Consider the following 13,430-nt stretch of genomic DNA (forward strand, 5'->3'; position numbering starts at 1 on the left):
GTCAGGCGGCGGGCGTCTCTCCCAGGCCCGGCACCCGGCCCGGCACCCAGTCCTCACCGGCAAAGCGGATCGCGGGCGCGATGTGCCTGCCGCCGCCGTCGCCGGTAACAATGAGTCCGCGTTCGGTAACGTGCGGTGCATCGAGCGCTTCGCGGAAATCGAGCACGGGGGCGAAAGCCACATCCTTGTCGGCGAACCACGCCTCCCACTCGGCGCGGGTCTTCGCGGCGAAGGTTTTGCGCAGGAAGGCCATCAACTCGCCCTGTTCGCCCGCAGGCGCCTCTGCCAGCGGCAGCAGATCCTCGCGCCCCAGTGCGCCCAGAAGATTGCGCGCGAACTTCAGCTCGCGCCCGCCCAGCGCGACATGGGCGTCATCGGCGGTGCGATAGATCTGATAGAACGCGGCCCCGCCAAGGCTGCGCTGCGCTGCTGATTGCGGGCTTTCGCCGCCGGCAATTGCGCTCCCGGCGGTATGCGCGCACCACGGCAGCAGGCTGTCGAACATCGCGCAGTCAATATAGGCGCCCTCCCCGCTACGCTCTCGCCCGATCAGCGCCATCAGCACCGCCGACAGCGCGGTAAGGCCCGCAGCGAGATCGGCGCTCGGCGCGCCCGGCACCACCGGGGTACCATCAGCCCCGTCATTGACGCTGAGAAACCCGGCAAGCGCCTGCACTGCCATGTCATGCGCCGGGTGATGCGCCAGCGCGCCGTCTTGCCCGAAGGCCGAGATCGAACAATAGACGATGTCCGGCCGGATCGCCTTCACCGCTGCGTAATCGAAGCCGAGACGCGCGATCACGCCGGGCCGAAAGCCTTCGACGAACACGTCTGCCCCGGCGATCAGATCACGCAAATGCGCCTTGCCGTCGTCGCTCTTGAGATCGAGCACCACGCTGCGCTTGCCGCGATTGAGGTTGGCGAACCACACCGAATGGGACGCGCCGTTGTAATCATCGAACGGCGCCTGCTCGCGCGCGGGATCGCCCGCCGCAGGCTCGACCTTGATGACTTCCGCGCCCTGATCGGCCATCATCACCGTCAGCATCGGGCCCGGCAAGAACTGCGAAAGGTCGACCACCCGAAAGCCGCTGAGTTTACCCATATGCTTGCGAACCCCTCCAAAATCCGGCGCCTTTCAGACCTCTCCGCCCGCAAGCGTGGCTGTTGTCGACGCAAAACCTAGAATGGCGATCTATGACGAGGTCAAGATCGACCTGCATCAAGAAACGGCGGACTAGTCCGATTATCGTGCCGATGGCGGTGCGCTCATGTCCGCCTTCAGTTCACCACTGCATCAACGAACCGCGCCCGGGTTCTGGTCACGAGCGTCGGGCGGCACAGCGTCGCGGCTGAATTGATCCACCAGTTCCTCCGCCAAGGTCGGCTCTCTTGGTAAGGCCGGTGCTGCGGGTTCAACCGCAACGCGCACCTCCACCCTACGGTTTGCGCGCCGACCTTCCTCGTTCGGGCTACCGTCAGGCAAGGCGTTGGGCTGCACCGGGTTCTGCTCGCCAAAGGGAACCAGTGTGATGCGCTCCTCGGCGATGCCCTGCTCCATGAACCAGTCGCGGACCAATTCTCCCCGCTTCCGCGACACCGCCATATTCACGGCATCGCTTCCCGACGAATCGGTATGAGCGCCGATATACAGCTCGGCTCCGTCGGCAAGCTGCGGGTTCGCGAGTATCCCGTTCAGCTTGTCGATCGCGTCGGCAGATAATTTCTCAGAAGCATCGCCGAAGCCAATGGTGGCGTTCCGGGGCGCAATGGGCGGCACGATCGGTTCGGGATCGACCATGTCGGGACGCATGATCGAGGTCGGCGCCGCCGCCGGCGCCGGCTGCTCAGGCACGGTAACGGCGGCATCCTGCCCTGTATCGTCGCACCCGGCCAGAACCATGAAGGCCAGCAGCACCGGCAGGACTTTCGCGCCCTTTGCGGCTGCCTTCTCCCGTTTCGGAGCCAAACGATCCTTCGGCGGGGCAAAGCTGATGACCGTGTCGCCCGGCCCGGGATTCGGCCGCGCTGCGTGGGTGAAGAATTGCATGCGGCCATCTCCTTTCAACAGCATCAACATGTTTGCGGATTGCGGGAGAACATCCTTGGCATCGTCGAACTTGAAGTTCTCCGAAAGCTTGGTCTTGCGAAGCTGCCAGCCTTGTTCGAGCCGCTCGGTAATTTCGTCGACGCCGTATCCCGATTTGAACAAGGCCCTTCCGCGAAGGGTATCGGGCATGGCCTGACGATCGTCGTCATCCCCCGGCTCGCCAAGCTGGTACACCGCATCCCGCCCGATCTCGTAGGCGAATTCGCTGCACACCAGCGTGTTGTAAGCCTCGTTCTCCGTCGCCGCGACAAGCGCCTGATACGGGGATAGATCAAGATTGTGCTCGGTCGCCTCGTTGAGGATTTCGCCGTGGTAATGGGGCAGATCCTTGCGGCGGGCCCGGGTCAGTCGCTGCCAGCTCGAATCCACGATGATGACCGGCGTCTTCAATTCGCGCATCAGCTCTGCCAGCGCGACGGTCCATGGCGTGCTTCCGACCAAAAGCAGGCCCGGCCGGGTTTCGCCTTTGACCCCCAGAAGCTTTGCCGCAAGATCAATGGTGAAGCCGTGCGCCAGAACCGTTATGACCACAACCGCAAAGCTCAAGCCGATCAGGACATTGCCATCCTCGTATCCAAGTTCGGTCAGGCGCAGGGCAAACAGACCGCTGATTGCCACCAGAACAATGCCGCGCGGGGCAATCCAGGCAACGAACAGGCGCTCGCGCCATGGGATCGAACTGCCCAGCAGGGTCAGCAGCACCGTAGCCGGGCGGACGACGAACAGCAGCGCCAGCAGGAACAATCCGAAGCGCCAGTTCAGATAGGCCAGATCGGACCATTTGAGGGACGCCGAAAGCAGAACGAAAATGCCCGAGACCATCAGGATCGCGACCGTTTCCTTGAACGGGTGGATCGACCGCATCGACTGGACGTTCATATTGGCAAGCGCGATGCCCATCACCGTCACTGCCACCAGCCCCGCTTCATGCTCGATCGCGTTGGAAATCACGAACAGCGCAATCACCGTGACGAACAGGACCGGCACCTTGAGGTATTCGGGCACCAAACCGCGCGGATATGACCAGGCGACAAAGCGGGCGGCGAGATAGCCGAGGACCCCAGCAAGGGCCGCAGCCAGCAGCATCGGCGGGATAATCTCGATCCACGTCGCGCCGGTCGCCGACAGGCGGAAATATTCATACGCAATCACCGCACACAGCGCGCCGGTCGGGTCGTTGACGATCGCTTCCCATTTGAGCAGCGATGCCGGGCGCGCCTGCACCGTGGCCTGCCGAAGCAGCGGCATGACCACCGTCGGGCCGGTAACCACCAGAATCCCGCCGAACAGCACCGCGACGGGCCACACCAGTCCAGCAATTGCGTGAGCAGCCAGAGCCCCGAACAGCCAACCGAGCACAACGCCGATCGTGGCCAATCGCCAAACGGCATCGCTGGTATGCCGCAATTCCCGGAAGTTGAGGCTGAGCCCGCCTTCGAATAACACCAGCGCGACTCCGATCGCCACCATCGGTTCCAGCAATTCCCCGAAGGCATGTTCAGGATCGAAGATGCCGAGCACCGGCCCCGCAAGAAACCCCGCGCCCAGCATGAGCACGATCGCCGGACGGTTGGAACGCCATGCCAGCCATTGGGCACCAATGCCCAACACGCCGATGACGGCTATGACGATCGCCTGTTCCTGCATCGGTGCGCGGGTACTCCTTCAAACAGACAAATGCACGAGCGACCCGATCTATCCCGCACGGAAGGGAGCGTGCAGCCAGCCTGATCGCAATGATCTCATCTTCGCAAACCCTGCTCGGCCTGTCATGTCCCGACCCATTGACGTCACCGTTTGAGATGGTTGCAGCCGCTGGAAAAGGGAAACCAACAGCCATCTCAGCATCTTCGCCATCCTTCAGGTCATTCAATTCGCGGGCCATGGCACCATCGAGCGCCGAGGTCGCCGGGCGACGAAAATCGACGATGAGCGCAGGAGCGATCAGCCGACCGGACGGCTTTGCGTTCGGGCGAACACTTCTGCACTAACATGAAGCGAATTTCACGATCGCCTCATGCTGGCGCCAGAACGAGCGCGAGGGCGAGGTTTGCTCCGACCCGGAATCTGTTTTGCGCTGATTTCGCGGCCATGATCGGCCAGAACTGGAACTTGCCGACGTACTTTTTCTTCCTTCCGGGTGTCGCAGCGGCGCGCTGAAACGGTGATCAGACTTGCGAGACAAACGGCATGAGCGCCTGCCGTGCCCGCCAATCGACCACCCCGGCCTGCGGCTCTGCGAACCGGGCGTCGAAGCCTATTCCCCGGATAATCGCCGAAAAAGCGGCGACCAGCGAAGCGGGCGGCGTCTTACCGCCGAGCATTTGCTGCAGCGACCACGTCCTGCTCGGGTCTTCCATCGACCGGACGACACCGCGCAGGGCCCTGAACTCATCGCCGTTGTAGATCGCCAACTCGATCTCGTCATAGGCCCGCAGCACGGGCTGCCCGCCGCTCAGGACGGCATCGAGAAGTTCGTCGAGCATCACCTGCGGCGAAATAGTCTGTGCGATGAACAATTCGCGCGCGTCGCCGAGCGCCTCGCGTTCATACAGCCGGTGCAGCGCCAGCCTGAGCAGTTCGCTTTTGGAACCGCACAGGTGGAGCACCTTGCCGAGACTCGCCCCGGTGCGGGCGGCGACCGCGCGGAATGTCACCCCGGCGTACCCCTGCTCGGCGAGCAGGCCCGCTGCTGCCTCCGCCATCACCAATGTATCGCCCGCAAGGGGTCTGGTCGGCTCGCGGTATTCGCAGCGGGCAAGATCGCGATGCGTAAGCCGGACATCGTCGCCCGCGAACCGGCGGGCACATAGCCATGTCAGCAACGCTTCCGTCGTTTCCTCAAGCAGCGCCCGATCGAGCAAGGAATCCCACACGAGCAGGTGCCGCGCTGCTTCTCCTGCAGCGTAGAACCCAATCGTCTCGGCATACTCGCCGATGCCGATGCGCCGGGCGAGATCGAGCCAGAAGCTTTGCATCGCGGCCTGCCAAGCGGCGCTCGGCATCCGGCGGGATGCCATCGCAAGCCGCCGCTGCACCACTGCCCAGTCGCAGATTGTCGAAGTCAGAACGCTCACCTGCAATTGCGCCGACACCGGACGCCCCGCGAGCGGGTCGAGTGCCGAAAGCCGGTCCTCCCACCAGCCTTGGGCGGCATTCAGCGCGGCTTCCGAGGCGCATTCATACAGCCGTTCTATATTCTGGAAATGATAATGGATGGCCGACTGTGCTGCACCCGCTCTTCCTACCACCGCCCTGACCGAAATATTCTCGGCAGGCATTGTCGTCCAGATGTCGAGCAATGCGTCAATCAGGCGACTTTGTGTCGATTTTTCAGCATTTTTCTGACCATTATCTGTCCAATATCTGACCTTCTCTCGATCGCTTGTCATGAAGAAGCAGAACCTTTCATTGAGCTTCTTTGTCCCGCCCATACTGTCACATCGCTTACTTACATGCGTTCTAATTAATTTGCGAATCGCATCAAGGGGGCCTTTGAATATGAACACTACCACCACTTCGATGCGCGTTGCGTGCCTAGCCGGCGCGGCGCTGTCCGTGCTGGCTTGCGCATTCCCCGCAGCAGCGCAGAACGCCGCCGCCGAGCAGGATGCCGCAGAGGACGGCAGCGTCATCGTCGTCACCGGCTCGATCCGCGGTTCGCTCGAGAACGCGACCGAGACGAAGCGCGCCGCGCTCAACGTCGTCGATGTCGCCACGGCGGACTCGGTCGGTCGTTTCCCGGACGAGAACATCGCCGCAGCGCTTGCGCGGTTGCCCGGCGTTGCAGTGCAGCTCGATCAGGGCCAGGCGCGCTACATTCAGGTGCGCGGTGCCCCCAATCGCTGGACGTCGGTGGCAATAGACGGCCTGCCCCAGACCGGCACCGACGAAGGCGGCGGCGAGCGCGCCTACCGTTTCGACGCGGTGCCTGCCGTGCTGCTGCAGCAGCTGGTAGTGAACAAGTCGCTCACGCCCGACATCACGGCCGAGGCGATCACGGCGCTTGTCGACCTTCAGACCTATTCTCCGCTCGACGACGGCAAGCTCGGCTTCAGCGTCACCGGCGATGCCGGATACGGCTTCATGGATCTGGGAGAAGGCCAGCAGCGTTCAGGCTCGCTCCGCTTGTCGTGGACGAATGATCGCATCGGTATCGCCGTTGGCGGTTCGCACTACCTGCGCGATCAGGTCACCGACAACCGCGAGGCGGGATATGATGCCAATGGCATTCCGATCGACATCGATATCCGCAATTACGAACTGCGACGCGAGAACAACGGGTTGTTCGGGGCCTTCGAGGTCCGCGCCAGCGATGATCTGAAACTGTTCGTGAATGGCATCTATACCGAATTCGTCGACCGCGAAGAACGCAACGCCTATGAAATCGAACTGGCGGATTCGGGTGCGCGCGGCACCCGTGGGCTGCTCAGTGGCAGCCTCGACAATGTCTCGATCACCACCAACTACAACGACGGGCTCTACGTCAACGAGAATATCATCACGTCGGCGGGGTTCGATTATGACACGCCAGAAGGCGGCGTGAAGGGTATCGTCGGATACACCCGCACCGAGAACACCACCGATCTGCCGCTGATCCAGTCCTCGATCCGCGGGATCAGCGTGGATTATGACCGCAGCGCCGATCCGCGCTTTCCGGTCGTCGATCTGTTCCGCACCATCAATACCGGCGGCGTGTTCTCGCGCGGGGAGCCGCTCGGCGAAATTCCGATCACCGAACAAAGCGTGCCGCGCACCATCCTCATTCCCATCGTCCAGGGGGTTGTCTCCGACGCGTGGTCGGGACGGCTCGATGCGTGGAAGCAGCTTGATGACTTGAAGATCAGCGCCGGGCTCTACGCCACGAAACGCGACATCACCGGCAACAATATCGGGATCGGCGGCATCGTGCCGCTGGCGGCGACCGGGTTCAATCCCAACGATTATGCCACCGACCGCGCCTGGAACACGCAGTTCCCGCTCGGCGTGGGGATCAACTATCTCGACACGCGGGCGATGAACCGCGACCTGCAGTCGGCCCTCGCCACCGCCGGGATCGATCCCGCCAATTTCGTGCTGCCGACATCGTTCTACGATCAGCAAGAGCGGATCTATGCCGGTTATGCGATGGCACAGTGGGATGCCGGGCCGCTCCAACTGGTCGCCGGGTTGCGCGCCGAGCAATACGAGATCGACAATGCCGGCACCGTATTGTTCGGCGGAACAGCCGCGCCGCTTGCCGTCTCGCAGGATTTCTTCGATCTCTTTCCGAGCGTGAATATCCGCTACGAAGCAAGCGACAACATCGTCCTTCGCCTCGGCGGGCAGCGCGGTGTCTCGCGTCCGGCCTATGCAGCGATCCGCGTTGGCGCCTCGATCAGCGATACAGCGGCGACCATCGGTGGCGGCAACCCGTTCCTCACCCCCGAATACACCTGGGGCGCAGACGCAACGATCGAATACTATTTTGCCAGCAATGGGATCGCCTCGATCAGCGGTTTTCATCGCTGGGTCGAAGACGTGCTCTACCAGAGTCAGCAATTGGTGGGTTCCGACCTCTACGACACGGACGGGATCGACCGGTCGAATTACCTGCTCGGATCGACCTTCAACGGCGAGCAAGGCACGCTCTACGGGGTGGAATTCAACGTCGAAACCCAGTTCGATTTCCTTCCCGGAGCGCTGGCCGGACTGGGCGTGCAGGGCAACCTGACGTTGCTGGGCGGCGATTTCGAGGCGCGCAATGCGGCAGGCGATCTCGAAACCTTCGGGTTTCAGGGGCTTTCGGACACGGTCCTCAATGCCTCGGTGTTCTACGAATATGCGGGGCTGTCGCTGCGGGTAGCTTATCAGAAGCGTTCAGAGTTTCTCGACACGATCGGCGGGCTGGGTGCCGGCGAGTTTCGTGACGGGTTCGAAAACCTCGATGTGACCGCGCGATATGCACTGACGCCGAATATCACCTTGTTTGCCGATCTCGCCAACCTCACGGACGAGACATATGTCGCCTTCGAGGGCACACCCGCGACTCCTTCCGAAGTGGAACGGATCGGCGAGCGTTACCTGTTCGGCGTGCGCTTCAACTTCTGATCTGGCGGGAGACCCTGATATGTCATCCAAGTTCAATCTTCTGGCCGCTGCCGCAAGCCTCGCGCTTGTGGGGCAAGGCGCAGAGGCGCGTAACATTGTCCTCACCAATGATGATGGACTGACCAGTAACGTCGTTGCGCTCTACGAGGCGCTCAAGGCAGCCGGGCACGATGTGGTGGTCTCGGTTCCATGCACCAATCAGAGCGGACAGGGGGCCGCTCTTGGAATTGCTCGGCCCCTCATGCCGCTCAAGGCCGCTTGCCTGAACGCCGCCGCGCAGGTCGGCAGCCCCGGTGCAGGCCCGATGACCCGTGAAGGCCTGCCTGCCGACGACTTCTACTATGTTGACGGCACCCCGGTCGCCGCGCTGCTGCATGGGCTCGAGGTGGTGGGCAAGGCCCGCTGGGGTACCGCGCCCGATCTGGTTCTTTCCGGCCCCAACGAAGGCCAGAATGTCGGTGCGATCATCCTTTCCTCGGGCACGGTCAGCGCGGCGCAATATGCAGCGGTCAGCGGCATTCCCGCGATTGCATTGAGCGCGGGGGGCAATACCGAAGCGGCAAGCCTCGATAATCCGGTATCGGACATCGTGGCGGAGCTGACGGTGGATCTGGTCGCCCATCTCGATATGCGCGCAGGCGACGGCGCATTGCTGCCGCCCGGCCTCGCGCTCAACGTCAATTTTCCCGATCAGCCTGCTGGTGCGCTCTGGCAGCTGACCGAGATCGGCAGCTACAATGCCTATAAGGTCGGATTTACCCGAGATATGGCCGCCGCCGCCTCGCCGACGATGAAGGCCATGGCCGAAGCCCGCGGCATGGTGATTCCGCCGCTGCCCGGAGTGAGCTTCGATTACAACACCGCCAGCCCCGCAACCGAGCAGATGGATGATGAAAGCGTGGTGTTCCGCACCGCAATCGCCGTCAGCCCGATGCAGGCGGGCTATGCCTACCCGGCGGGCGAACCGCCAATCGGCCGCGAGGCGCTTGCCGCACTGCTACCGGCCAAAGGGGAGTAATCCGATGCGACGGATGATCCTGCTTCCGCTTGCGGCACTGGCTCTGCTGCCAGCTTGCGAACAGGCTGCCGCACCGGTCGACGCCGCCGCCGCCGTGGTCGGGCCGGTCGCCGCAAACGCCATTGCGCTTAAGGACGAGCGCCGCGTGCTCGACCTTGAAGGTGGGATCAATTTTCGCGACCTGGGCGGCTATCGCACCAATGATGGCCGGGTGACCAGGTGGGAGGTGCTCTACCGCTCGGGATCGCCTGCCGGGTTGACCGCCAGGGATCAGGCCGAACTCGCCCGCCGCGGCATCCGCACCATATGCGATTTCCGCGCCACCGAGGAGCGCGCAGCCGAGCCCAATCCCTATACCTCTGCCAATACCGACGTGGCCTACTGGACCCGTGATTACACAGGTGAGGCCGGCGATCTGATGGCGGTGCTCGGAAGCGCGGACGCAAGCGCCGGAAAGTCGCGCGCGGCGATGATCGCGCTCTACCGCGAACTGCCGGACGATCACGCGGAGAGTTTCAGGCAGATGTTCGCCGTTCTTGCCGAAGGGAAAGTGCCGCTCGCCTTCAATTGCACGGCAGGAAAGGACCGCACTGGCGTGGCGGCGGCGTTGATCCTCACGCTGCTCGGCGTGCCGCGCGAAACCGTGGTGGCCGACTATGCGCTGTCCGACGATCTCGTCGACTACAAGGCGCAGATTGCGGCGAATGCGGACAGCGACGGGCCCTATGCCGCGCTTGCGCAACTGCCTTGGGACGTGGTCGAACCGCTGGTCGCATCGGACCCCGCCTATGTCGAAAGCGCGCTGTCGGCGATCGAGGCAGAACACGGATCGGTGGGCGCCTTCATCGCCGATGTGCTCGCGGTCACACCGGCGATGGAAACGGCGATCATTTCCAATCTTACCGTGGCTTTGCCAGCGCGGTGACTCAGGCAAGGTGGGACACACATCTTCGCAGTTTCATGCACGCCTGCCGCAAGGGTGAGGGAAAAGGCGGTTTGCACGATCGCTCGGCGTTGATCTAATCGGCATTGATTTTGCGATAGTCGAGATTTTCGGCCAACACCGCTGAGACGAGGATCCCCGAAACTTCCCCCGTGGCATCGCGCGAGATCGCAACACGTTGCACGCTTCCGGGACCTTCAGCATTGAACAGGTCTTGCTGATAGCGGTTCAGCGGAATGCGGTTGCCGTCCCCGGTGCGCAGCCACAAGGCCCCGCCGTCGTCGAACAGCCGGACAGCCTGCTGCAGAGAATGGTTGAAATAGACCCCCTCGATTTCAGCGAGATCGAGCGGCGTTTGGGGGACCGGCTCCATTGCGATCCGAGGAGCCGGAATAAAACCGTCATCGCTGATTTGCCAGCGCATTTCCGTGGCGCGGCCATCCGCAAAATCCTGGAATTCGATCCTGATCTCGGTCTTCGGGTTCAGCAGGAAAACCCCTTTGGCGATCTGAGGCAGGGGGCCAGCATCATCCTTGCCGACGGTCGCGAATGTCAGCTGGTCGCCATCACGGCGCAAGGAAAACACGACGCCGGCAAACAGGCGGTAGTCGCCGACATAGCGATCAAGCGCGGCACCGGTTTCAGGCACGAAGCTGATGGACGGCTCCGGCTCCATCCGGTCGCCGAGGAATGCTTCGGCGATGTCGAATGCAAACGCTGGTCCATCCCCAGCGGCGCGAAGATCCGGTCATGGAGAAACTCGGGGAAGGGCTGACCGGATACCCGTGCCACGATTTCGGCAAGCAGCAGGTAGCCGGTGTTGCTGTATTCCTGGCGCTCGCCTGCAGAAAAGTTTGCGCCGCGCTGGCGCAGGACCAGATCGAGCGCCCGCGCTTGCGTAACGGGCGATGATTCCCACCGCCCGGTCAGCAGCAGCAGACTATTGACCTCGCGCAATCCGCCCGTGTGGTTGAGCAGGTGCCGGATCGTTAGAGGCGCCGCCCCCGGTTTGAGTTCGGGGATCACAGCGCGGACATCATCGTCCAACGCAATCTTGCCTTCGTCCGCGAGCAGCACGATCGCAAAAGCGGTGAACTGCTTGGCTACGGATGCGATTTCAAACCGGGTGTCGCCGTTTATCGGCACGCCGTGTGCAATGTCCGCCTGACCTGTCCAGCGTTCGTAGACGACCTTTCCGTCAATCGACACGGCAAGGCTGATTCCGGGCGCATCGGCTTGCTGATATTGGGCGACGAGGGAATCGATACGCGCGTAGCCTTTAAATGGTTGTAGAATCCTCCACACGTCAGACCCGCGCTGTAGCCATTCACGGCAGTTGCCTACTGAATGCGCGCGCGGAACCGGATCGTGAAGCTCGGTTGGTCGCTCGCACCGTCTGAACGGTCCATCCTGCCGGTGGGCGTAATCCGGATTGCGCGCACGTTGGGATCGAAGGCACCGCTCGGCGTGTAGGTGAATGGTCCTGCGAACCCTGGCACGGACGAAAAGCGTACCATTGTTGCGGCATTGAAGGCGTCGAGGCCGCTTTGAGGTGAACCGTCCACAAAGGTCACCGGAGTGCCGGTGGCAAACGCCATGTCGGCAGGCATATCGTCGATGATCACGATAGAACTCGAATCGACCCTCTGCCTACCGACGTTCCGGACGGTAATCGTATACTCGAGGATTGCTCCGGGGATCGCCTTGGGGTTGGTGCTGCCATTCACAGGATCGGAGATCACCACACTGGTCTTGTCGACCTCCAGCACTGCGGTGGTGATGCGGCTGTTGGTGATTGTGCAGGTTATGGTGTCGCCAAGCCGCGGCGTGATACTGCCTCCGACTGTGCTTGGCAGGGTTGTGGCCGAACCGCTCGTGGCATTGCTGCAGGCAAGCGTTGCCCGATAGTTTCCAAGATTGCCTGTACCTGCAGCGATTTCGGTGAGCGTATAGGAAAGGCCGCTATCAAGTTGTACGAACCCTGTGTCGCCCGCATTGACCGTAGACCCCGAACCGGTGGTCGTCGCGGCGGCAATTACTGTCTCGCCTGACATGATCCGAACGGTGAACTGATCGCCGTCGAAGCGTCGGGAGTTGCCGAGCGCCTTCCGCAATCGCAGGCGTGGCTGGGCGCCATTGTTGAAGGTGCAAACCAGAAATTCGCCGAATTCGAGCTGGCCGATGTTCGCGCTGGTGGTGACGAGGCCATTCGGCAGGCTGGCGCGAGTTGCTCCTGCGGTGTTCACGCAAGCCAACGTTGTGACATACTGCGAAAGGACACTTACGCTCCCCGACGTCATGGTCTCGCGCAGCGTGATTGGCACCCCTGCCGCCATGCTCAGCGGCGCGGTCGAGAATGGGCCGGAGCCGCTGCCGCTGGTGGCTCCCTCGGAAATCGTGCTGCCGGTCGAGGTATTGGCGATCTGATAGCTGAATTGATCGGCAGGATTGTTTCGCGTGCCCTGAATAGTGGTTTGGAGCCGGATTGAGGCAAAGCGGATCGCGAACATCACGCCTTGTAGCCCCCCCGCCTGCGTTTCGATAGTTACACTGCTGGGGCTGTTACTGCCGACGATATGGGCGCCCACGGTCCCCGGCCTGCCCGTGATGTTGACGGTGTTGCTGCCAACCCCGGTGATCGACGGGAAGGTCGACCCGCTGATCGGCTGCACCGCATCGAGCAACTGCCACGCGCCGCCGTTGGTGGAATAGCGCAGCGCCTCGTTATCATTACTCGATTCCGCATCGGCGACGACGAAGGAATAGACCGTGGCGCTCGCGCCGACAGGCGGAGTGACCGTGATGTTCGTAAGGTTGATCGTCCGCGATCCGGCAGAAGTGGTGTAGAGCACAGGGCGTCCCGGGATGCCGATGAAGGCGACATTGCCGATTGCCGCGCCGGTCCAGGAAGGCGCTGTCACTGCGTTATAGGCGGTCGAATTGCCTGATACACGCGCGTTGAACGTCAGAACCGATCCGTCTGGAAGCGTGAAACTGAGGTTCTGCCCCGCAGCGGTCCGCGCAGTGGCATCATTGTAACCGGCAAGAGAAAGCCAGCAATAGGTCTGCCAGCTCGCTGGCGCAGTGCCTTGCGCGGCGGCTTGGCCGCAATCCTGTGCCTGTGCGGCCGGGCTCCACAGCAAGCCACAGACAACCAATACAAGCGCTATCAGCCTGCGAAGCATTGTCCAGCCTGCCATCATGCCCGTAACATAGGAGGTTATGGTAAACAGCCGGTTAGCATCGTGGATCTGGCGCAGTACCCGCAT

General features: G+C 62.4%; 9 protein-coding genes and 1 pseudogene. 3 read left to right on the plus strand and 7 right to left on the minus strand.

Translation table 11 applies throughout. The features are described 5' to 3' along the window. Position 1 precedes the first annotated feature (1 nt). The 4 genes and pseudogenes from J3454_RS05910 to J3454_RS05925 all read right to left on the minus strand — a co-directional run bounded on the left by J3454_RS05910 (position 2) and on the right by J3454_RS05925 (position 5,502). Positions 2–1,105, minus strand: coding sequence for a CaiB/BaiF CoA transferase family protein (locus J3454_RS05910; protein WP_349512815.1), 1,104 nt, complete (start codon positions 1,103–1,105; stop codon positions 2–4). A 192-nt stretch (positions 1,106–1,297) separates the two neighbouring features. Then, the gene (locus J3454_RS05915) at positions 1,298–1,903 is read right to left on the minus strand and encodes an OmpA family protein (protein ID WP_349513148.1); all 606 of its coding nucleotides are present in this window, start codon (positions 1,901–1,903) and stop codon (positions 1,298–1,300) included. Between the two features lie 36 nt (positions 1,904–1,939). Next, positions 1,940–3,757: pseudogene (locus J3454_RS05920) on the minus strand (cation:proton antiporter); the annotation flags it as partial. 521 nt (positions 3,758–4,278) lie between these two features. Continuing rightward, on the minus strand, positions 4,279–5,502 hold the full coding sequence (locus J3454_RS05925) for a TetR family transcriptional regulator (RefSeq protein ID WP_349512816.1): 1,224 nt from the start codon (positions 5,500–5,502) through the stop codon (positions 4,279–4,281). A 109-nt stretch (positions 5,503–5,611) separates the two neighbouring features. Between J3454_RS05925 and J3454_RS05930 the strand changes: the two genes are divergently transcribed. From J3454_RS05930 to J3454_RS05940, 3 genes are read left to right on the plus strand one after another with little or no spacing between them, the layout of a single operon-like run. Next, positions 5,612–8,200, plus strand: a complete 2,589-nt coding sequence (locus J3454_RS05930) for a TonB-dependent receptor (protein ID WP_349512817.1) — start codon at positions 5,612–5,614, stop codon at positions 8,198–8,200. 19 nt (positions 8,201–8,219) lie between these two features. Beyond that, complete coding sequence (locus J3454_RS05935) at positions 8,220–9,218, plus strand: 5'/3'-nucleotidase SurE (RefSeq protein WP_349512818.1); 999 nt, start codon at positions 8,220–8,222, stop codon at positions 9,216–9,218. A 4-nt stretch (positions 9,219–9,222) separates the two neighbouring features. After that, positions 9,223–10,143, plus strand: a complete 921-nt coding sequence (locus tag J3454_RS05940; protein WP_349512819.1) for a tyrosine-protein phosphatase — start codon at positions 9,223–9,225, stop codon at positions 10,141–10,143. A gap of 94 nt (positions 10,144–10,237) precedes the next feature. On the opposite strand, the gene J3454_RS05945 is transcribed toward J3454_RS05940, so the two are convergent. The 3 genes from J3454_RS05945 to J3454_RS05955 are packed head-to-tail and all read right to left on the minus strand — an operon-like array spanning position 10,238 to position 13,430. Then, positions 10,238–10,810, minus strand: a complete 573-nt coding sequence (locus J3454_RS05945; RefSeq protein ID WP_349512820.1) for a hypothetical protein — start codon at positions 10,808–10,810, stop codon at positions 10,238–10,240. Further along, positions 10,714–11,466, minus strand: a complete 753-nt coding sequence (locus J3454_RS05950) for a serine hydrolase domain-containing protein (protein ID WP_349512821.1) — start codon at positions 11,464–11,466, stop codon at positions 10,714–10,716. The genes J3454_RS05945 and J3454_RS05950 overlap by 97 nt, the downstream gene beginning before the upstream one ends. A gap of 35 nt (positions 11,467–11,501) precedes the next feature. Further along, entirely contained in the window at positions 11,502–13,430 is a 1,929-nt protein-coding gene (locus J3454_RS05955) for a CshA/CshB family fibrillar adhesin-related protein (protein ID WP_349512822.1), read from the minus strand.

Source organism: Erythrobacter sp. NFXS35 (assembly GCF_040148725.1).
GTDB lineage: Bacteria > Pseudomonadota > Alphaproteobacteria > Sphingomonadales > Sphingomonadaceae > Erythrobacter.